Source organism: Mesorhizobium sp. M0954 (assembly GCF_040319155.1).
In the GTDB taxonomy this organism is placed as follows: Bacteria; Pseudomonadota; Alphaproteobacteria; order Rhizobiales; family Rhizobiaceae; genus Mesorhizobium.
Genome location: NZ_JAMYNR010000002.1, coordinates 380,824 through 402,095, shown reverse-complemented (window position 1 = coordinate 402,095; position 21,272 = coordinate 380,824). Strand labels below are relative to the sequence as shown.

Below are 21,272 nucleotides of genomic sequence, written 5' to 3'. Positions count from 1 at the left end.
ATATCGGGGCGAATCTCATTGAGCCCAATTCTTCATTGTGCCCCATTCTTCATTGTGCTCGGCGCCGCCACGTGTCGGTGGCCACCGCCAGCGCGATCACCACGCCGATAACCACTTGCTGGATGAAGGGCGAGACACCGAGCAGGTTCAGCCCGTTGCGCAGCACGCCGATGATGAGGACGCCGATGGCTGTGCCGCCGATCGAACCGACGCCGCCCGACAGGCTGGCGCCGCCGATCACCACCGCCGCGATGGTGTCGAGTTCGTAGCCAAGGCCGGAGCTCGGCTGGACGGAATCGAGCCGGGCGGCAAGCACGATGCCGGCGAGACCGGCCAGCACGGCGCAGATCGCATAGACCCAGTTTGTCAGCGACTTGACCGGTATGCCGGACAGCCGGGCGACTTCGGCGCTGCCGCCGATTGCGTACAGGCTACGGCCGGTAGCGCGATAATTCAGGAAGATCGCGAAAATGACGGCAAGCACGATCATCAGCCCGACGGTGACCGAGAGGAAGCCGAAATGGCGGATTATCGACAGGCTGGTGAACCAGTCGGGAAAGCCGACGATCTGCGAGCCGTCGGTGATCATGTTGGCGAGGCCGCGCGCCACCGACATCATCGCCAACGTGGCGATGAAGGGCGGCAGCTTGGTGACCGTCACCAGCAGGCCCGAAACCAGGCCGCAAAGACCGGCGACGACGAGGGCCGCGGCGATGCCGGCGGGCAGGCCGAGATTGAGATAGTCCGGATGGGCGACGAAGCCCATCACCATGGAAGCCAGCGCCAGCACCGAGCCGACGGACAGGTCGATGCCGCCGATCAGGATGACCAGCGTCATGCCGATCGCCATGATGCCGAGCACGGTGACCTGGTCGAGCACGTTGAGGATGTTGCGGATGGTCAGGAACGTGTCGGTAGTCAGCGAGAGCGCCAGGCACAGCAGAGCCAGCCCGATCAGCGGACCCATGGTTCCGGCAAAGACAGCCGAAAACCTTGCGCCCGCCGTAGCCTGCGCGCCAGAGCCTGCCTTCAACTCGCCTGCCTTCAAATTGCTTGCGTCGTTGCTCACAGCCACTTTGTCTCCTCCACAGCAATCCGGCGCTGCATCACCGGGCCACTTTGTTCACCAGGCCCCTCCCTGTGAACAATTTATCTTTAACATGCAATTTTGTTCAGCTAAACTGTTCGTCGGAAAATTGTCAAGGCCTGCCGCTTCATTCGACGACGGGTTTGCGCTGTCCGCCGGTTTGCCTTACGCAAGGTCTCCGAAATCTTGGGCATTTCGAAGTCGCCGGATTGGAATATCATGAGCAGAGCCGGCGGCTGCGGCAAGGCAAACAGATGACGATCGTAGAGAACGAAAGAGCCCCGCGCTTCCCCGACGCCGAACTCAAGGCCCGCGCCGCCTGGCACTATTATGTCGAGGGTCTTACACAGGAGCGGATTTCCGAAATTCTCGGCGTCGGCCGCATCAAGGTGCATCGCATTCTCTCCGCCGCCCGCGAAGAGGGTGTCGTCCAGTTTCGCATCCGCGACAGCGTCGTCGAATGCGTGATTTTGGAGGAAAGCCTCAAGCAGCGGTTCGGGCTCAGCCAGGCTGTTGTGGTGCCGTCGGCGGCCGACCGAAGCAACGCGCCGCTGATGATCGGCCACGCCGCCGCCGCCTACCTGGCCGACCATGTGAATGCCGGCGATGTCATCGCACTGGGCTGGGGGCGGACACTGAAATTCGCCATCAATGAATTGCCGCGGCGGCCCATCGCCAGGACGACGGTGGTTTCGATGCTTGGCGGCCTCACCCATGCCCAGCCGCTCAACCCGACAGAAAGCGCCTGGGATTTCGCCGAAAAGATCGGTGCGGAGTGCTTCCTGCTGCCGGTGCCGGTCTATGCCGACAGGCCGGAGCAACGCGACGCTTTCATGAGCCAGCGCAGCGTTCAGGACGTCGTCTTCCGTGCACGCCGGGCAAACATCGCCGTGCTCAGCGTCGGCTCGTTTTCCAACGACAGCCCGATCGCCAATTACGGCTTCATCAAGCCAAGCGAACTCGAGGAATTGCAGGCGGCCGGTGCCGTCGGCGATATTCTGTGTCATTTCATCGACGCCGAGGGCCGCCCGGTCGACCACGAGGTCAACCGCCGCGTCTGCGCCTATCCGCTGCAGGATCTGTCGGATATCCCGAGCATCATCCTGGTGTCGGGAGGCAGCGAGAAGGTAGCGGTAATGCGGGCTGCGCTCGCCAACACCAAGGTATCGGTTCTGATCACCGACGAAGACGCGGCCAAGGGCCTGCTCAACCGCTAGATTTCGCCGAGAGCGCTGAGGCGGGTGTGGATGTCGCGCGTCGCCTGATAAAGGTCGCGGTAGATTTCCTTGCGGCTGCGATAGGCGGCGACAAGCCCGTCGACCGGATCGACATGCCTGGTGGGAGCGGCAGCCATTACCTCTGCTGCGGCTTCCGGCGAGGCAAACCAGCCGACAGCCGCTGCCGCCAGCATGGCAGCGCCGAGTGCGGCGGCTTCGTTGACCGGCGAAACCGAGAGCGGCCGCTCGAGCACGCTTGCCATGATCTGCATTAGCAGCGCGCAATTGGTGCCGCCGCCGGCGGCAATCATCGCCGCCGGTCCGCCGGCCTGGGCTTCCATGGCCTCGGTGGCGACGGCCTGCTCGAAGGCGATGCCTTCCAGGACAGCGCGGAAGAGATGCTCCGGCCGGTGATCGAGCGACAGGCCGACAATGGCGCCGCGCGCCGCACCGTCCCAATACGGGCTCATGACGCCGGCCCAATAGGGCATGATGAGCAGGCCCTCGCTGCCCGCGGCAACATTCAGCGCCACTTTCTCCAGCGCAGCGGCTGACGGCGAGCGGGTGGTGCGGACGATCCAGTCGACCAGCTGCATGCCCGAGCGCAGCACGGTCTCAAGCATGAAACCGGAGCCGGTCGGCGAAACCAGCGTTCGAAAGGCGTCCGAGGTTTTCACCTTGCCGGAATAGCAGCCGCTGACCACGCCGGAGCCGAGCGAGAGATAGCTCTTGCCCTCGCCGTAGACGCCCATGCCGAGGCCCATCGCCTGGCCGTCCCCAGCGCCGGCAACGACCGGCGTGCCGGCCCTCAGGCCGGTCAGCTGCGCTATGCTTGCGGAAAGACTGCCGCAGACCACGCCTGGCGCGACCAGCTCGGGCAATTGCTCCATCTGCAGTCCGGCGGCCGCAACGAGGCGGGGATGCCAGGTACCTTTCTCGACGTCGAGCAGCCCGAGCGGATCCGCACTTGCGGTGCTGGTGACCAATCGCCCGGTCAGCCGCTGGACGAAGAAACCGTGCACGTCGACCAGTGCCGCTGCCTGGCGAAGCACTTGCGGCTGGTGCTCGGCAAGCCAGGCAATGGCGTAGAGCGCCGGCGTCGGGTCCGGCGGCTTGCCGCTCCAGTCGCGGATCGCCTCGCGGCCGAGTTCGGTCGAAAGCCTGATAACCTGCGGCCGGGCGCGTTCGTCGAGCCACAGGATCGCCGGCATGAGTGCTTTGCCGGCGCTGTCCACCAGCGTGAAGGTCTCTCGCTGGTGAGCGATGCAGATCGCCGCCACCCGCGCAGCGCCGACCGCCTCGGTGACCTGCCTCAATGCGCCAAGCAGCGCCGTCCACCAATGTTCGGCGTCCTGCTCGAAATGGCCGGGCTTCGGATTTGAAAGCGGGTACGGCTCGCGCGCCTGGAACAGCTCCTCGCCGGCGCGCGTGAAGGCAATCGCCTTCACGGCCGTGGTCGAGGCGTCGATCCCGATTACGACATCGTCCATCAGGCGGAGATCCGGCGGGGTCAGGCTGCGTTTGTAACGAACCGTCCGTCCGACTGGTCGAGACGGCGGCGGATCTGGGTTATCACCATCGAATCGTCGGGTACACAATTTTCATAGGTCAGGAAGTCGCCGGTCTTGAGCGGCTTGACCACCTTGGCGCGTTCGGCAAGGCCGAGCGGCAGGGCGCCGCGGGCGCGCGCATCCCCCCAGGTCATGGCGAAGCCGCGATAGTCGTTCTCGCCGATCATGCCGAGAGATTGGCCCACACCAAGATCGCTCTTGGCAACCGCCACCGCCTCGGCGACCGGATGGTCGAGCGGCTCCATGTCCGCACGCTTGTAGACGACGGCACGCGCCGCCGACAGCGGCACTTCCAGGCTGGTCAGATGATAGGGCCGGAAGATCGTGAAATAGGGGCCCTTGCCGACCTTGAGGTCGATCATGCGCTCCAGCACACGCGGATGCCGGGTCTCGATGATGCAGAACACGCCGGGCGCCACACCCTTGCCGATCGAGTAATCGACAACGCCCTTGCGATGCAGCACGCCGCCATCCTCGCGCGGGCAAAGCACGGTGGCCAACTCCTCCAGCGTCGCGGTCGGGCCGTGCATGCCCGGCACATCGGGCACTAGGCCGGTCGCATTGGCGATCGCCACCATCTCGATCGCCGTCTTCGAGCCGTCGACGAATTCGACCAGCATGCGCGCATTCATGTTGCGCTCGGCCGCCTCCTTCTCGTAGTCGGCCGGCATGGCGTCGATCTTCAGCGGATTGTTCTTGCCCTTGCCGGCGGCGATGATGTTGAAGCCGAGGCTCTTGGCAAAGCCGATGATCTCCAGCGTGCAGGCCGGCTCGTCGCCGGCCGCACCGGTATATACGACGCCAGCCTTACGCGCTTCGTCCTTGAGGAAACGGCCGATGGTGATGTCGGCCTCGACATTGAGCATGACGATGTGCTTGCCGTTCTTCATCACTTCCAGCGCGAACAGCGTGCCGATATTGGGATTGCCCGTCGCGTCGATGATGACGTCGATCCGGCCGGCCGCCGCCAGCGCATGCAAATCTTCGGTCACCGCGATCTTGCCGGCCTCGATGGCGCGGTCGATCGCGGCCGCATTGCCGGCCTGGACGATGTCGGAACGGTCATGGCCAGCGAGCAGCGCCGCGTCGATCGCTGCCTGCGGCCTGACTTCGGAAATGGCGCCGATCCGCATGCCCGGCATCAGCGCGACCTGGACGACGATGTCGGTGCCCATCTGTCCGGCGCCGGCAAGCCCGATGGTGATCGGCCCCTGCTGTTCAGCGCGCTGCAGAAGTTCCGCTGCAAATTGCGGATGGGACATGTCGCTTCCTCCAGTTCCTGACGCGTCGCAGCGTCCAAATCACGTTTTGAACATTTCTATTTGCAAATGAAAAATATTTCAACCGGCAATTGGGCATTGTCGCTCTGCAATCGGCCGAAGACGATTGGATGAGCGGTCAATCCACACGGCCGTGCCTCCGCAGTCAGAAGGACGCGGCATATTCAGGTTGATTGGGTGCAGCCTTGTTGCAGCTCAGCTGCCGATTTCGAAGAAGGGCGCACCGAGCAGGCCGGGAACGACATCGATGCCGAGGCCCGGCCCATCCGGAATGCCCATACGGCTTCCCGAAACCGGCGGCATGTTGGATGCGGTGCGCACCGTCACCCATTCGTGAAAGGCGATGGCGTGCAGCCGGCGCTCCTCCGGCGTCGACAGCGACAGATGCGCCATGGCCGATGTGTCGATCTCGGCGCCGCCAGTGTCCTCGACCGTGATCATGAAGCCGAGGTCGACGGCAAGGTCGCGGATCTGGCGCGTTTTGGTGACGCCGCCGAGGCGTGAGATCTTCAGCGTCAGCCCGTCGGCCGCGCCCTTGCGATGGATATCGAGCATATCATCAAGCGAGGCGACGGATTCATCGAGCACCATCGGCTTGTCGAGCGAGCGGCGCACCGACAGGCATTCGTCGATCGTCGTGCAGGGCTGCTCGAACGTGTAGTCGATGGTGCGCGTTGCATCCACGAACTGGCGCGCCTGGTAAGGGGTCCAGCCGGCATTGGCGTCGCAGAAGATGACGGTGCCCTTCGGCACCGCGGCGGCAACGGCTGTGACGCGTTCGATGTCGTCATGGACGTTGCCGCCGACCTTGACCTGCAGCCGATGAAAGCCGTCCTTGACGATGCGCTTGGCGAGTGCGGCCATCGCGTCGACCGTGCCGTGGGTGACGACTTTGTAGAGTTCGGCCGTCACGCTTTCGCGCCCGCCAAGCAGGGTGACCAGCGGCACGTCGGCGGCGCGCGCCGCAAGATCCGAGCACGCCATGTCGAGCGTCGACTTGATGTAGGGATGGCCCTTGAACACCGTGTCCATCAGCCTGTTGATACTGGCAAGCCCGCGTGGGTCATGGCCAATAAGATGCGGCGCGATCTCGACGACACCGGCGCGAGTACCCGCAGCGAAGGCAGGCGAATAGAAATTGCCAAGCGGCGCCATCTCGCCCCAGCCGGTGAGGCCGCTGTCGGCGGTGACGGCGACGATCACCGCGTCGAACGCATCCGCGACACGCCCCTTGGACATACGGTAAGGCCCGTCAACGAAAGGCTGTACGACATGGTAGGCCTTGATGGTTTTGATCTGCACGTGTTCTGTCCGTTGTCTGTGTTCCGGGATGTCCGTCAAATTTGTCGGGCTCAGCCGCCTTTAGGTCGGCCGGCACGATCGGCGCCGGCGCCCTTTGAGCCGCGCTGTTCCAGCCCGCGCGCATAGGCGAGCAATGCCTCGAAATCCAAATCGATATGCTCCTTGGCATGGCGCTGGGCAGCGGGCATGTCGGTGCCCTTGAGCAGCCGCACATAGGTCTCGTGGACGTCTTCGGCAGGCACCGGCTCGTTGCGCGCCCGCTGGTGCAACGCAAAATACATCTGCAGCCGGCTGGTCAGCCGTTGCCACGTTTCAAGCAGCACCGAATTGTCGGCCCATTCGTGGATCAGGCCATGCAGTTGCAGCGCCGTTTCGATCTGCCGCGTCGTGTCCAGTTCGCGCGTCGCCTGCTTCACCGCCGCATGGCGCCGGTCAAGCTCGTCGAAGAAGCGCTGGTCGCGCAGCGGCCAGGTCCGCGCGATGGCGAACTCGTCGAGCACCTTGTTGAGCGAATAGGCGTCGTCGATGTCCTTGGCGGTGACGTCGATGACGAAGGTTCCGGCGTAGGGAATGCTGGTCAGGATGCCTTCCTGCACCAGCTCGCGCATCGCCTCGCGCAGCGGCGCGCGGCTCACCCGCATCTGCTCGGAAATCCTGAGTTCGTTGAGCTTCTGTCCCGGTTCCAGCTGGCCGGTCAAGATCGCCCGCCGGAGCAGCCCCACGATCTCGGCCCTGCGTGTCGTATCGCCGATCGGACTGAAATCCAGCTTTGCCATTCGGCTGCTCCAGGGAACCGAAAGCAAGACAAGCAGGTTGTCGACAATCTAACAAGAGGCGGGTTGTGGATTTCTTGATTTCCGCTTGGCCGGCTGGCTTGCGGCGCCGGCAAGGCCGTCAGGCCGCACGGCCGCAAAAACCGACCCGTTCTTCATCGCTGAACATCACACCGGCTTCTCGAAGCCGGCGTATGTAGCGCTTTCCCCAAGGAATTGCGTAGAACGAAACATAGCAAAACGGCGCCCTTGGCGTGGGAGCCGAGGGCGCCGCGGAACCGGACCTGATGGGGGTTATCAGGTGGCCGGTTTCTCGGGCAGCGGCGAGACCGGCATTCCCGGGCCGATCTTCTGCAGATTGCCGGTAATCACCCGGTCGCCTTCGGCCACACCGCTCAAGATGGCGACCTGATCGCCATTGGTCGGTCCGAGCGAAACGATACGCTGGTCGACCGTGTTGTCCTTGCCGACGACATAGAGGTATTTGCCGAGCTGGCCTGAGCCGAGTGCCGTCTGCGGTACCATCAGCGCATCGGGCTGCTCTTTGACGTGCAGCCGGACGCGGACATATTGGCCGGGCAGCAGCGTGAACTTGCCGTTGCCGATCGTCGCCCGTGCCGTGATCGTGCCGGTCGAGCGATCGATCGTGTTGTCTATGAAGGTAAGATCGCCCTTCTGGCGCGGTTCCGTTTCACCGGGAAGCAGGACGTCGACACTGATCGGTCCCGCGGCCCGGGCTTCCTCGATCTGTGTCAGGTCCGTTTCGCTCGGATTGAAGGTGACGTAGATCGGATCGAGCTGCACCAGCGAATTGAGCACGGTGCCGGCAACGCTGACCAGCGTTCCGACGGAAGCCTGGCTGCGTCCGATGCGTCCCGCGAACGGGGCACGGATTTCGGTATAGCTCAAATTGAGCTCGGCGGTCCGCAAGGCGGCCTGGTTCACGGCAAGCGAGGCCTGAGCCTCACGCAAGGTGCTGGTGCGCTGGTCGAACACGTCCTTGGCGAGATAGCCGCTCTTGGCGAGTTCGCTGCCGCGCCCGAGATTGGAGCGCGCATAGTCGAGTGTTGCCGTGTCGCGCTGGATAAGCGCCTTCGCCTGCTCGAGGGCAGCCTGAAAATCCTCCGGCGCGATCTTGTAGAGAAGGTCGCCCTTCGCCACGTCGCTGCCGTCGGTGGCGACCTGCTCCTGCAGATAACCCGGCACGCGCGCCTGCAGCGTGATGCTGCGGATCGGCTCCACCCGGGCGGCGTAGTCGAGATAGATCGGGATCGTCTTCTTGACGACGCTCACCACCGGCACCGGCATGACAAAGGCTTCCGGCTTGGGTGTCGCCGCCCCGGCTGTGCCCGCGTTGAGGCTGAGGCTGCCCATGTCGAGCAGGTGAACGCTCGCCACCGAAATCGCCCCAAGGGCGACGGCCGTTCCCAGCGCGATTTTCCATTTACGCATGATCAATTCTCCAGTCCTATTCGGCGGCTTCGGCCAATGGCTCGAAGGCGGGTTCGGCAGTTGGTTGTTCGGTCGCTTCGGAAACCGGTTCGCTCTCGCTGCGGCGCTCGCGCAGCTGCTCGATCACCGCATAGAAGACCGGCACGAACACCAGCGACAGGATCGTCGCCGCGACCATGCCGCCAAAGACGGTGGTGCCGATCGACTGCCGGCTTGCGGCACCTGCACCTGTAGCGAACATCAGCGGCAGCACGCCGAGGATGAAGGCGAAGGCGGTCATCAGGATCGGTCGCAGCCGAAGCCGCGCCGCTTCCATCGCGGCGTCGACGATGCTGAGGCCTTCTTCGCGCCGGCGCCGGGCAAACTCGACGATCAGAATCGCGTTCTTGGCCGCCAGTCCGATCAGCATGACGAAGCCGATCTGCGAATAGACGTCGATCTGCATGCCACGCAGCCAAAGCACGACGAACGCACCGAACAGTGCGAGCGGCACCGCCAGCAGCACCATGAACGGCATCGCCCAGCTCTCATATTGCGCGGCGAGGATCAGGAAGACGAAGACGATCGCGAGACCAAAGACGACGGATGCGATCGATCCCGCCTTGAGCTCCTGATAGGTGATGCCGGTCCATTCATAGCCGAAATCTCTCGGCAACGCCGTGGCAGCGGCACGTTCCATCGCCGCCACCGCCTGGCCGGACGAAAAGCCGGGCGCGGCGCCGCCATTGATCAGGGCCGACGCATTGTTGTTGTAATGCGGCACGGTCTCGGGGCCGACGATCGGCACAAGCTTGCCCAGCGTGCTCAGCGGCACCATCCCACCCGAGGCATTGCGGACATAGAGCCGCGATATGTCGGCCGGACCGGCACGAGAATCCTTGTCGGCCTGGATCGTCACCCGGAAGGTGCGGCCGAACAGGTTGAAATCGTTCACATAGAGCGAGCCGAGATAGATCTGCAGCGTATTGAACACGTCCGGCAGGTTGAGCCCGAGCAGCTTCGCCTTGGCGCGATCGAGATCGTAGTTGAACTGCGGCGTCGAGGTCGAGAACGACGAGAACAATTGCTGCGGGTTGAGCTCGGGCTGCTTGCGCGCCTCGGCAATCACGGCTTGCGTCGCATCGTTGAGCGCCACGCTGCCGCGGCCGGTCAGGTCCTCGACCTGGAACTCGAAGCCACCGGTGGTGCCGATGCCCGGGATCGACGGCGGGTCGAAACTCAGCGCAAAAGCCTCCGGAATTTGCAGCAGCTTGTTGCGCACGTCGGCGACGAGCTTAGAGGCGCTCTGGTCGGGGCCGCGTTCGTCCCATGGCTTCAGGATGGCGAATTCGACCGCCGAGTTCGACTGCGCGGCGCTGGTCAGGAAGTTCAAGCCGCTGATCGAGCCGACGATGTCGACGCCGGGCGTGTTCTGCAGGATGTCGCGTGCCTTTTGCGCCACCGCGTCGGTGCGTTCCAGCGAGGCCCCGTCGGGGAGCTGGATGACGACGAAGAAATAGCCCTGGTCCTCGACCGGAAGGAAGGTCGAGGGCAGGCGCTGCCAGACGAAATAGGTCGCGACAAGTCCGGCCGCGAACACGCCAAGCATGATCCAGCGCAGGCGGATGAGAATGCGCACACCATTCGCATAGGCATGCGCCAGCCGTTCGAAGCCCATGTTGAACCAGCGGAACAGCACGAACTGTGTTTCCGGCCGGTGGCGCAGGAAGGCAGCGCTGAGCGACGGGGTAAGCGTCAGCGAGACGAAGGCCGAGATGCCGAAGGAGATCGCCACAGTCAGGGCGAACTGGTTGTAGAGCCGGCCGGACACGCCGGGAATGAAGGCAACCGGCACGAACACAGCCATCAGCACGGCGGTCGTGGCGATGATCGGGCCGGTAACCTCTGCCATCGCGGTACGCGTGGCAGCCAGCGGTTTGAGGCCGGCCTCAAGTTGGCGTTCGACATTCTCGACGACGACGATGGCGTCGTCGACGACGAGGCCGATCGCCAGCACCATGCCGAGCAGGCTGAGCATGTTCAGTGAGAAGCCAAGCATATGCATGACGGCCAGCGTCGCCACCAGCGACACCGGAATTGCGATCGTCGGGATGATCGTGGTGCGCCAGCTTTGCAGGAAGATGAACACCACGGCGACGACCAGGACCAGCGCTTCGCCGAGCGTGATCAGCACGTCCTGCATTGAGGCCGAAACGAAACGTGTCGTATCGTAATGCATGGCGTAGCTGACGCCCTTCGGGAAACGGGCCGACAGCTCCTGCATCTTGTCCTTGACACGCTGCTGCAGATCGAGCGCGTTGGAGCCCGGCATCTGGTAGACCGCGAGCACCACCGTCGGGTCCTTGCCGAAGAACGCCGACGACGAATATTGCAGCGCACCGAGCTCGATGCGCGCAACGTCGCGCAGCCTGACCAGCGAGCCGTTGGCGGTGTTGGCCCGCACGACGATGTCGCCGAACTCCTTGGGATCGCTCAGCCTGCCGACGGCGTTGACCTGCATCTCGAAGGCGGTGCCGGCGGGAGCCGGTGATTGCCCGATCTTGCCGGCCGCCACCTGGACGTTCTGCTCGGCGACGGCGTTCTGCACGTCGACGGCAGTAATGCCGAGATTGGCGAGCTTGTCGGGGTCGAGCCAGATGCGCATCGAATAGCGCCGCTCGCCGAAGATCTGCACGTCGCCGACGCCGGGCAGGCGCTTCAGCGGATCGACCACCTGCAGATAGGCGAGATTGCTCAGCGCGACCGGGTTGACGGAACCGTCCGGCGAGGTGAGGTCGACGATCAGGACGAAGTTCGGGTTCTGCTTCTTGATCGTCACGCCGCCCTGGTTGACGATGGCCGGCAACGAGGAAGCCGCCTGCGAAACGCGGTTCTGGACGTCGACGGCCGCCGTGCTCAGATCGTAGCCGACGTCGAAGGTGATGGTGATCGTCGAGGAGCCGTCATTGGAGCTCGACGACGACATATAGGTCATCCCCTGGACGCCGTTGATCTGCTGTTCGAGCGGCGTCGTCACCGTGTCGGCGACGACCTGCGCGCTGGCGCCCGGGTAATGGGCGCTGACCACGACCTGGGGCGGCGTGATGTCGGGAAACTGCGAGACGGGCAGGAGGAAATAACAGATCGCTCCGGCGAGCACCATGATGATGGCGATCGCCGACGCAAAGATCGGACGATGAATGAAGAAGTTTACCATGAGATGCACGCCTCGCCCGATGCTCTGGCCCGGCCAAACGCCCTGGCTACCCTGGACAGCCGCCGGCTGCGTGTTGAGCCGGAATCTTCGAGAAAGCCGAAATCTTCAAGGCGGCGCGGCGCATTGCGGCGCTCGGCCTGCTCATCCGCCAGCGCACGCAGCATCGCCTCGAAAGACCGCGGGTCGACGCGGTCGGCCTTCATCAGCATGCGGATCATCGGATCCCTCACGACTTCATCGATCGTCAGATCATTGCGCTGCGACATCGAAGCGGCTCCTGGTTTTTGGTGATCCGCGGCAAGCCGCGGATCGGGTGTTTTCTTGCTCGCCGGCCGAGGCCGTAAGGTGCGGTTCGTCCCCTTGCCGATCGGGGAGCGGCTGGTGGCCGGCACTTGCGAGTTTGACATGATGCAATGCGGGTGTTACAGGTAAGTAACATCTCTAACGTTACAGACCGGTAACACCCTAGTCAAGAGGTGCACCGAGGGAATTTCGGGAAACGCAATCACGGAGGTTTTGATGACAGACGGTGTTGTGGAGCGTGTTCGCCCCCGGGACAGGATCCTGGAGACGGCACGGGACATGTTTCACAAGCATGGCATTCGCGGCGTCGGCATCGACGCCATCACCGAGGCCGCCGGCACCAACAAGATGACGCTCTACCGGCATTTCGAGTCCAAGGACGACCTGATCATCGAATGTCTGCGGGCGACCGCCTGCAGCGCCAACGCGATGTGGGAAAAGTTCGAGGCCGAAAATCCGGGCGACAAGCTGGCGCAGCTGCACGCCTGGGTCCGGATGGCGGCCGATTGCCTGATGTCGGATCGTCGCGGTTGCGACATGGCCAACGCCGCCATCGAGCTGAGCGAGGCCGATCATCCGGCAAGGCAAGTGATCAAGGAACTCAAGGAAGCGCAGCGCGAGCGGCTGGTCTCGCTGTGTCGCGATGCCGGCATCGGACAGGCCGAGCTTCTTGCGGACACGCTGTCGCTTCTGCTCGAGGGCGCCCGCGTCAGCCTGCAGAGCGTCGGCGCCGAGGGCCCGAGCGCGCAGTTCGTCCGCATGGCGGAAGGCCTGATCACGTCTTTCAGGGCCAGATAGTCTCGCAAGCGGCGAAACGATACGTGGCGTTTCGATTGCGGGCCGCGCCGCCGGGTGATGTTTCGTCCCATCGCGATGTGCCATCTCGCGTCTCCTGTGCCGATCCTCCGCACCATGGCCGGCGCGGCGTTGATTGCTGGTCGTGAGGCAGGATAGGGCCGCCGGCGGACCGGTGAGAGTGACAAGTGTGACAGGATTCTGCCCGACAAGCCGCGGCGGTCGCAGCGAAGCTCATCGATCCGCGGATCAGCAAACGTGTCCGGTGCTGTCCCGACCGCAAGCATTGGCCGCTATCCCGGAGCTGGAACAAAAAAAGCCCGCTGCCGGGAGGAGGTGGCAGCGGGCTCGATTTCGAATACGGCACGGGAGGAGGTGTACCGCACTCAGCGTCGGCATCGCATCTGGGAGGAGTAGATGGCCGACACCTGCGAAACTATCGATTGCCCAATGATTCGGCAACCACAAAAGTTGCATAGGTGATGTGCAGATTTGCGGTATCAACCGAATTTTAACCATCGAGGCCCGAGCGACCATCGCCCTCGCGTGGCATCACTGCACCGGGACATTTTCCTTGAAGATCAGGCGCGGCTCGATGAATTTCCGCGTCAGATAGGGCGCCGACGAGGCGATCGAGCCGAGCAGGCGAATGACCGACTGTTCGGCAATCAGCCGCGCATTCTGGTCGATGACGACGTCGAGCAGATCGTCGACCAGATAGCCGCGCGTCTCGCGCGTCAGATCATGGCAGATGAACACCGGCTTCGTCTGCGGCCTGACTTCGAGCAATGCTTTTGCCACGCCCGAGCGCCCGGCGCCGATACAGTAGATGCCAAGCAGCTCCGGCTCGCTGTGCAGCGCCTTCATGGTCGCGGTATAACTGGCCTCCGGCTCATCGTTGATCTCAACGGCGCTTGTGACCGTCAGATTGGGGAACTCCTCGCCGAGCACGGAACGAAAGCCCATCTCGCGTTCCTCATGGCCGCGGTAGGAGCGTGAGCCGACGACCATCGCCAGATGGCCCTGGCGGCCGCCGAGGAACCGTCCCATCAGCAGCGCCGCGGTGCGGCCGGCCACCCGGTTGTCGATGCCGACATAGGCTGAGCGGGGCGCACCCGGAACATCGGACACCAGCGTGACCAGGCGTATGCCGGCCTCGACGATCTCGCGCAAGATGTTGCGCGTTCTCGGATGATCGATGGCGATGACGCCGACGCCGTTCGCCTTGAGCGAGAGGTTTTCGACGGCCGCCTGCAAGGCGCTCGGCGAGATGCCGGCGAGCTTGTGGATGCGGCAGGAGGCGACCAGCGGCAGGCGCGCCGCATAATCCTCGATGTGCCTGGCCAGATCGGCCATGAAGGCATTGCTGCCGATCGGCAAGAAGAATTCGAGATGCGCCGGCCGCGATGGCAACGCGACCTGGTCGACGACCGGCAGATAGCCGAGCTGCTTGGCCGCCTCCATCACGCGCTGCCGGTTGGCGGCACTGGCCCCCGGCCGGTTGTTGAGCACGCGGTCGACCGTCGCGGTCGACAGGCCGCAGCTCCTGGCAATATCCGAAACGGTGGCTTTCATGTCGCAACCATGTGGCGATGCGATCCAGTGCCTCGACGATCAGGCGGACCCCCGGCTGCTCAGCCGGGCCGTTGCGTGCCCTCGACCAGCGCGTCATGGATCTCCTTGTCCGACATGCCGGTGATGACGCGTTCGACTTCGGCGACGCTGGTCTTCTTCGGGTCAATATCGTCGGCGACCACCTTACCGCGGCGCATGACGACGATGCGGTCGACCACCTGGAAGACATGATGGATGTTGTGGGCGATGAAGATGCACGAATGGCCGGAATCGCGGGCGCTGCGCACGAAGCTCAGCACGCCTTGCGTTTCGGCGACGCCGAGATTGTTGGTCGGCTCGTCGAGGATGATGAGGTCGCTGTCGAAATGCATGGCGCGCGCAATCGCCACCGCCTGCCGCTCGCCACCGGAGAGCGAGCCGATCGGCGTCGTCGGCGGGATGTTCTTCGAGATGCCGACCTGCTTGAGCAGGTCGCGGGCAACCACGTTCATTGCCTCCTGGTCCATCCGATTGAGGAAGCGCGGCGGCTTGATCGGCTCGCGCCCGAGAAACAGGTTGCGGGCGATCGACAGCTGCGTCACCAGCGCCGAATCCTGGTAGATCGTCTCGATGCCATGCGCGATGGCGTCGCTGGTACTGCGCAAATTCACCTTCTTGCCGCGGATGAAGATGTCGCCGCTGGTCAGCGGGACCGCGCCCGACAGCACCTTGATCAGCGTCGACTTGCCGGCGCCGTTGTCGCCGAGCAGGCCGACGATCTCCCTTTCGTTGACATGGAAATTGGCATCAACCAGCGCCTGCACGCGGCCATAGGACTTGCGGATATTTTCCATTCGGACAAGCGGTTCGGCCATGGTTCAAGTCCCTGCCTGATGCCGGCGTTCCAGCCATGAATGGAGCGCCATCATGCCGAGGATGATGGCGCCGATGAAAATATTATAGGCAAGGCCCGGCACACCGATCAGCACGATGCCGTTGCGCATCACGCGCAGGATCAGGATACCGAGCACCGTGCCGATGATTGTGCCGCGCCCGCCGGTCAGCGCCGTGCCGCCGATCACCACCATGGCGATGACTTCGAGCTCGTAGCCGGTGCCACTGTTGGGGTTGGCCGCCGAGGTGCGCAGCGAGGAGATGACGCCGGCAAGCGAGGCCAGGATCGACGACAGGATGAACAGGCCGATCTTGACACCGCTGACATTGACGCCGCGCGCCCTTGCAGCACTCGGGTTGCCGCCGGCTGCCTGGATCCAGTTGCCTGTCCGGCTCTGCGTCAGCACGTAACCGAGCGCGATTGCGGCGGCGATGAACCAGAACAGCGACATGTAGATACGGAACGGCCCGATGAAGAAATCGCCGACCAGCGCTTCCGCCAGCCAGCTGCCCTCGGCGCTCCAGGTCCGCTGCGGAAACCCGTTGGTGACGAACAAAGCGGTGCCGCGCACCACCAGCAGCATGCCCAGCGTCACCAGGAAGGACGGGATCTTGAGCTGCGTCACGAACCAGCCATTGACCAGTCCAATGAACGCAGCGATCACCAGCGCAATGACGAAGGCGGCTTCCAGCGAGGCGACGCCGCTGTTGAACAACGTCCACATCAGGACCGGCGAGAAACCGAACACCGAGCCGACCGAGAGATCGAATTCGCCTGATGTCATCAACAGCGTCATCGCCAGCGCGATCAGCCCGAGCTCGACCGTGAAGGCCAGCGTGTTCGAGATGTTTTGCGGCGACAGGAAGTCGTGGTTGATGCCCCAGAACACGGCGATCTCGACGACGAGCAGCACAAACGGCCCGAACTCGGGCCGCGCGATCGAGCGTTGGATAAGAGAACGATTTTCCACCTTGGACCCGCGATAGGATTGGATTTGGCCGCGACCGCAACCGGCTTCGGCGGAATGCTGAGACGGTCACGGCCGCAGAAGCGGCCGTGACCAACTCGATCGCGGATTTATTTGCCGGACAGGATCTTGTCGTAGACTGCCGCGGTGTCCTTCTCGTAGAGCGCGCCGGTGATCACGTCGAAGCCGGGCGGAATACCGCTCGCCGCCATGTTGGCGAGCGAGAGCGCGACGTAGCTGGTCGCCTGCGGATCCTGCCACTGCGCGGCATTGACGTAGCCGTTCAGCACTTCCTGGGTGGTGTCGAGCGAGTTACCCCAGCCGACGACCGGGATTTCGCCCGGCTTGACGCCGACCTGGTCGAACACCCGCTTGATCGAACCGGTGACAAGGTCGCCGAGGCCGATAACCGCCTTGACCTTGGCCCTGTTGGCAGTGAGGTAATCGACCATGCGGTTGATCACTTCGGCCTGGTCGAGCGTCGCTTCGGTGATTTCGTAGGTGATGCCGAGCGGCTCGAACACGCTCTTGATGCCTTCCTCTTCCTGGACGCCATAGGTGGCGCCGGGAATCTCGACCGGCATCCAGACGAAGTCGCCCTTCTTCACAAGGCCCTTGTCGACCAGATACTGCGCCCAATGTTTGCCGAAGGTGACGTTGTCGCCGCCGACATAGGCGTTGAAGTCCGCCTTCGGGTCGGGCGTGTTGAAGTTGATGATCGGGATGTTCGCCGCCCGCGCTTCCTTGGCGATCTCGACAAGGCTGCCCGGATCAGGGCTGGTCGTGGTGATGCCGTCGGCCTTGGCGGAAATCGCGGCGCGAACAGCCTCCTGCTGCGACGCCACGTCGCCATTGTGGAACGACGTATTGACGGTGTTGCCGGTGTCCGCCGCCCATTGCTTGGCGCCGGCAAGGAAGTAGGTCCAGACCGGATCGGCCGGGCCGCCATGCGAAATCCAGTAGAACGTCTTGGCCTGTGCCGCGGCCGGAATGGCCAGCGCCACCACCAAGCCAAGTACAAGCAGTCTTAGCCTCGTCAGCATTTGATTTCCTCCCATTTGAACCGAACTCCTCCTCCGACGACGATCGCGGCCAAAAACCGTGCGCGGCCAAAGCCGTGATCGCATTTACCAGCGTCGACCTGGGCGCATTAGAGCATTCCCTTTTTTGATCGATGGCAAGCCTCGATTGCCAATGGACGTTGGCGCAAGGCACCGCGCCATCAGCAATCCCATCAGATTGCATCAGTTTGGCTGGTATTTTCCAGGCGGCCGACGATCGGCCTTGCGACCGTCATGCAATCCCGCGCGGCGGCGCGCCGAGCACGTGTTGCTCTAGGTCGATAAGCGTCCCGGTCATCAGCCCGGAGGCGTCGCTGAGCAGGAACAGCGTTAGCTGGGCGACTTCGTCCATGGTCAGCAATCGACCAAGCGGCAGGCCGGCGGCGGCGATCTTTGCCCAGTTTTCGCCCTTGCCCAGCGTGCGCGCCTGCATCTCTTGTTCGGCCGGCGTCGCTACCCAGCCCATGTTGATGCCGTTGACGCGGATGCGATCGGAAAGATGCGCGTTGGCAATGTTTCTGGTCAGCGTCGAAAGCGCGCCCTTGGTTGCGGAATAGATGGCAAGGTCCGGCGCACCGCAATGCGCATTCACCGACAGTATGTTGACGATGGCCCCCGCCGCCCGCCGTGTCTTCATGTCGGCTACGGCCGCCTGCATGAGGAAGAACGGCGCGCGCGCATTGACGGAAAACAACCTGTCCCAGTCGTCGATTGTGCCAGTTTCCAGCGAGGCCCGGTCGGTGAGGGCCGCGGCGTTCACCAGACAATCGATGCGGCCAAGTCTTTTGATCGCTTCCGCCATGACAGCTGCAGGCGCGGCCGGATCTCCAAGGTCGGCCTGGATGAAGACGACGGGCCGGCTTGGTCGTGAAAGCTCTTCGGCGATGCGTCTGCCACGCTCGGCATTGCGGCCGACAATGGCGATCCCTTCGCCGCCGTCGGCTGAGGCCAGCCGGGCGATGGTCTCGCCAAGCCCTTGCGTTCCGCCGGTAACGACAAGGGTCTTGCCCTCAAGAGCGACGATCAATGGACTCTCCCGAATGCCGACGAGCAGGTAATTTCCAATCAGAGAATTCTAGAATCTATCGGATGTTAGGCTGGGGGACTAGATGAGGTCGGCCCTGGCGAGGTCGCGCATCAGGTGGCTGGCACCGTAAGTCCAGTGCGGACAGTCGGGCGACAGCCGCACGCGGTTGACCAAGGCGCCGAATTTCTCCGACGAGATGGTGACGATGTCGCCGACCTTGTGGGTAAAGCCCTTGCCTGTTTCGCCGCGATCCTTCGACGGCACGAACATGGTGCCGAGATAAAGCGCCAGCCCGTCGGGGTATTGATGATGCGGCCCCATGGCGGCGGCGACCAACTCTTCCGGCGAGCGGCTGATCTCGGCCATCGAACTGGCGCCCTCCAGCGAGAACCCATCCTCGCCCTCGACCTTCAGGCGTACGATCGCCTGCTTCACGTCGCCAATGGAAAACGTCTCATCGAACAGCCGGATAAAGGGGCCAAGTGCTGCCGAAGCGTTGTTGTCCTTGGCTTTGCCGAGCAGCAGCGCCGAGCGCCCCTCGACGTCGCGCAGATTGACGTCGTTGCCGATCGTCGCCCCGACAATCCTGCCGCTGCTGGCGGCAATCATGGCGATCTCCGGCTCCGGATTGTTCCATGTCGAAACCGGATGCAGGCCGACATCGGCGCCGAAGCCGACCGAGGCCATCGGCTGGCACTTGGTGAAGATCTCGGCGTCGGGGCCGATGCCGACTTCCAGATATTGCGACCAGGCGCCGCGCGCTATCAGCTTGGCCTTGATCTCCATCGCTTCCGGCGAGCCGGGCTTAAGCTTCGACAGATCGTGGCCGATCAGCCCGGCGATGTCGGCGCGAATGGCGTCGGCCTTTTCCGCCGAACCGCGCGCCTGCTCCTCGATCACCCGCTCGAGCAAGCTGACGACAAAGGTGACGCCAGACGCCTTGATCGCCTGCAGGTCGACGGGGGACAGCAGGTACGGTTTCCCCGGATCGCGCGCTGTCTCGAAACTGTTGGCGGCAATGGCATCGAGCGGGCCGATCGGCCGCCCCTTGGCCGAGCGGACGTGCCCCGCCGGATCCGGCAATTCGCAAACGTCGCGCACGGTCGGTGCCACATTTGACGTGATGTCGAAGACCGTGCCGTCACGCACCGTGACCACCAGCGGATGGGAAGCATCGCTCGCCCGGGCGCGGCCCACGAACAGGCCTTCGGCGGGCAAATGTGTGGCGTTCGTCATGGCTTACATTCCTGTTGTCTTGTCCTTCGGCTGCGGCACTTTCAACAAATTCCAGCCAAAGGTCTATCCCGCTTGCAGGGCGAGCTTTGTCAATTCTTTCAAGCGGTCTTCGCATCGCTGGACCTTGATCGAGCCTGATGTGCGCCAATGGCGACGGAAAACGCTCTTTCAAAATAATGAAACCGTCGCTAGGGTTTTCACCTACTGAAATCACCAGGTGACGCTTGCCCGTACGGTTTTCCGATCCAATCTGGCAGAAGCCGCGGACGGCCACCGCGTTCCAGTCGCTTTTTCCAGCCGGCCAATGCGTCGATGTCGTCATTGTTGGCGGCGGTATCATGGGGCTGTCGACAGCCTTGCACGCTGCCCGGTTCGGCCTTGCCGTCCAGGTGCTGGAGGCCGGCGAAATTGGCAATGGCGCATCCGGCCTGAACGGCGGTCAGGTCATTCCCGGCCTGAAATACGATCCGGACTGGCTGCTGGAGCATTTTGGTCTCGAACGCGGCGAAGCGCTCGTCAACTTTGCCGCCTCGACCGCTGACACCGTCTTCGAATTGATCCGCGACGAAAGACTGGCGGTGCCGTTCGTCCGCAATGGCTGGATCCAGGCCGCGCATACCGAGACCGCGCTGAAAGCGGCGGCGAACCGGGATCGGCAGTGGCGCGCCCGCGGCGCCGATGTCCGGCTGCTGAGCGGGACGGAGATCGCGACGATGACCGGCGCGCAAGGCTATCTCGGCGGCTGGCTCGATCGCCGCGCCGGTGCCATCGATCCGCTCGCCTACACGTCGGAACTGGCGCGCGTCGCTGCAGCGGCGGGCGTAAAGATCGCCGAGCGCCAGAACGTGATGCAGATCAGCAAGAATGCCGGCATTTGGCACGTTTCTACGGAAAGCGGCGCCGAACTCAAGGCCAAGGCGATTGTCCTGGCGACCAACGCCTATACCGGCGGCCTGCTTCCCGGCCTCGCCGAGACGATCGTCCCGCTGCATTCCTTCCAGATCGCGACAGCACCGCTATCGTCCAATCTCGCGGCGGCTATCCTGCCGGACGGGCAGGCAGTGTCGGATTCGCACCGCATCCTCGTCTATTATCGCAAGAGTGCCGACGGCCGGCTGGTGCTCGGGGGGCGCGGCCGCATGGCCTTGCCGAACGGCCCGGCCGACTGGGCGCATCTGGAGCGCGCGCTGCTGCGGCTCTACCCGGCGCTGTCCGATGTGGCCATTGAAAAGCGGTGGTTCGGCCGGGTGGCAATGACGCCGGACCATCTTCCGCATATCCACGAGCCAGAGAAGGGTCTGCTGGCGGTGGTTGGCTGCCAGGGCCGCGGCATCGGCCTGATGACCGCGCTTGGCGAGCGCATCGCCTCCTATTTGTCGAGCGGCGACACCAGGCAATTGCCGTTCCCGGTCTCGCGGATCCGGCCGATTCCGTTTCATGCGTTTCGGCAGGTCGGCGTCGCCGCGACCATCGCCTGGTACCGGATGCTGGACGCGTTCGAACGCTGACGTTCATGCCCAAGCATGAAACAGCTTGACAATTTCACAAATATGAAA

At 63.6% G+C, this 21,272-nt stretch carries 18 protein-coding genes; 4 read left to right on the top strand and 14 right to left on the bottom strand.

Annotation, left to right across the window (positions count from 1 at the left end; genetic code table 11):
• Nucleotides 1-49: 49 nt before the first annotated feature.
• Nucleotides 50-1,033, bottom strand: a complete 984-nt coding sequence (locus NKH93_RS05080) for an ABC transporter permease (protein WP_502895673.1) — start codon at nucleotides 1,031-1,033, stop codon at nucleotides 50-52.
• 308 nt (nucleotides 1,034-1,341) lie between these two features.
• On the opposite strand from NKH93_RS05080, the gene NKH93_RS05075 reads away from it, so the two are divergent.
• Nucleotides 1,342-2,304 (top strand): sugar-binding transcriptional regulator, encoded by a 963-nt coding sequence (locus NKH93_RS05075; protein WP_352473400.1) that lies wholly within the window; start codon nucleotides 1,342-1,344, stop codon nucleotides 2,302-2,304.
• Here NKH93_RS05075 and NKH93_RS05070 read toward each other — a convergent pair.
• The 7 genes from NKH93_RS05070 to NKH93_RS05040 all read right to left on the bottom strand — a co-directional run bounded on the left by NKH93_RS05070 (nucleotide 2,301) and on the right by NKH93_RS05040 (nucleotide 12,144).
• Nucleotides 2,301-3,794, bottom strand: a complete 1,494-nt coding sequence (locus NKH93_RS05070) for a xylulokinase (protein WP_352969420.1) — start codon at nucleotides 3,792-3,794, stop codon at nucleotides 2,301-2,303. The two genes, NKH93_RS05075 and NKH93_RS05070, sit on opposite strands and share 4 nt — an antisense overlap.
• 20 nt (nucleotides 3,795-3,814) lie before the next feature.
• Complete coding sequence (locus NKH93_RS05065; protein ID WP_352969418.1) at nucleotides 3,815-5,137, bottom strand: NAD(P)H-dependent oxidoreductase; 1,323 nt, start codon at nucleotides 5,135-5,137, stop codon at nucleotides 3,815-3,817.
• 213 nt (nucleotides 5,138-5,350) lie between these two features.
• Complete coding sequence (locus NKH93_RS05060) at nucleotides 5,351-6,457, bottom strand: mandelate racemase/muconate lactonizing enzyme family protein (protein ID WP_352821837.1); 1,107 nt, start codon at nucleotides 6,455-6,457, stop codon at nucleotides 5,351-5,353.
• A 50-nt stretch (nucleotides 6,458-6,507) separates the two neighbouring features.
• Entirely contained in the window at nucleotides 6,508-7,233 is a 726-nt protein-coding gene (locus NKH93_RS05055) for a GntR family transcriptional regulator (protein WP_352969416.1), read from the bottom strand.
• Nucleotides 7,234-7,527: 294 nt separating this feature from the next.
• Nucleotides 7,528-8,682: an efflux RND transporter periplasmic adaptor subunit gene (locus tag NKH93_RS05050; RefSeq protein WP_352466107.1), complete on the bottom strand. Its 1,155-nt coding sequence runs from the start codon at nucleotides 8,680-8,682 to the stop codon at nucleotides 7,528-7,530.
• A gap of 16 nt (nucleotides 8,683-8,698) precedes the next feature.
• Complete coding sequence (locus NKH93_RS05045; RefSeq protein WP_352969414.1) at nucleotides 8,699-11,878, bottom strand: efflux RND transporter permease subunit; 3,180 nt, start codon at nucleotides 11,876-11,878, stop codon at nucleotides 8,699-8,701.
• Complete coding sequence (locus tag NKH93_RS05040) at nucleotides 11,872-12,144, bottom strand: hypothetical protein (protein ID WP_031211028.1); 273 nt, start codon at nucleotides 12,142-12,144, stop codon at nucleotides 11,872-11,874. Before NKH93_RS05040 ends, NKH93_RS05045 begins: the two co-directional genes overlap by 7 nt.
• A gap of 253 nt (nucleotides 12,145-12,397) precedes the next feature.
• Between NKH93_RS05040 and NKH93_RS05035 the strand changes: the two genes are divergently transcribed.
• Nucleotides 12,398-12,979, top strand: coding sequence for a TetR/AcrR family transcriptional regulator (locus NKH93_RS05035; protein ID WP_031211029.1), 582 nt, complete (start codon nucleotides 12,398-12,400; stop codon nucleotides 12,977-12,979).
• A 549-nt stretch (nucleotides 12,980-13,528) separates the two neighbouring features.
• Here the strand turns inward: NKH93_RS05035 and NKH93_RS05030 are convergent.
• From NKH93_RS05030 to NKH93_RS05005, 6 genes are all read right to left on the bottom strand, one after another.
• Nucleotides 13,529-14,551, bottom strand: coding sequence for a LacI family DNA-binding transcriptional regulator (locus tag NKH93_RS05030; protein ID WP_352473391.1), 1,023 nt, complete (start codon nucleotides 14,549-14,551; stop codon nucleotides 13,529-13,531).
• A 59-nt stretch (nucleotides 14,552-14,610) separates the two neighbouring features.
• Nucleotides 14,611-15,405, bottom strand: coding sequence for an ATP-binding cassette domain-containing protein (locus tag NKH93_RS05025; RefSeq protein WP_023674040.1), 795 nt, complete (start codon nucleotides 15,403-15,405; stop codon nucleotides 14,611-14,613).
• Between the two features lie 3 nt (nucleotides 15,406-15,408).
• Nucleotides 15,409-16,395 (bottom strand): ABC transporter permease, encoded by a 987-nt coding sequence (locus NKH93_RS05020; RefSeq protein WP_352821826.1) that lies wholly within the window; start codon nucleotides 16,393-16,395, stop codon nucleotides 15,409-15,411.
• Nucleotides 16,396-16,502: 107 nt separating this feature from the next.
• Entirely contained in the window at nucleotides 16,503-17,435 is a 933-nt protein-coding gene (locus NKH93_RS05015; protein WP_352473388.1) for a substrate-binding domain-containing protein, read from the bottom strand.
• Between the two features lie 250 nt (nucleotides 17,436-17,685).
• Nucleotides 17,686-18,480 (bottom strand): SDR family oxidoreductase, encoded by a 795-nt coding sequence (locus NKH93_RS05010; RefSeq protein ID WP_352821824.1) that lies wholly within the window; start codon nucleotides 18,478-18,480, stop codon nucleotides 17,686-17,688.
• Nucleotides 18,481-18,558: 78 nt separating this feature from the next.
• Nucleotides 18,559-19,716, bottom strand: a complete 1,158-nt coding sequence (locus NKH93_RS05005; protein ID WP_352452558.1) for a fumarylacetoacetate hydrolase family protein — start codon at nucleotides 19,714-19,716, stop codon at nucleotides 18,559-18,561.
• Here NKH93_RS05005 and NKH93_RS05000 point away from each other — a divergent pair.
• Together NKH93_RS05000 and NKH93_RS04995 are read left to right on the top strand one after the other, a co-directional pair.
• On the top strand, nucleotides 19,715-19,924 hold the full coding sequence (locus NKH93_RS05000; protein WP_352969411.1) for a hypothetical protein: 210 nt from the start codon (nucleotides 19,715-19,717) through the stop codon (nucleotides 19,922-19,924). The two genes, NKH93_RS05005 and NKH93_RS05000, sit on opposite strands and share 2 nt — an antisense overlap.
• Before the next feature lie 16 nt (nucleotides 19,925-19,940).
• A complete protein-coding gene (locus NKH93_RS04995) occupies nucleotides 19,941-21,224 on the top strand; it encodes an NAD(P)/FAD-dependent oxidoreductase (protein ID WP_352969409.1) in 1,284 nt (427 codons plus the stop codon).
• Nucleotides 21,225-21,272 lie beyond the last annotated feature (48 nt).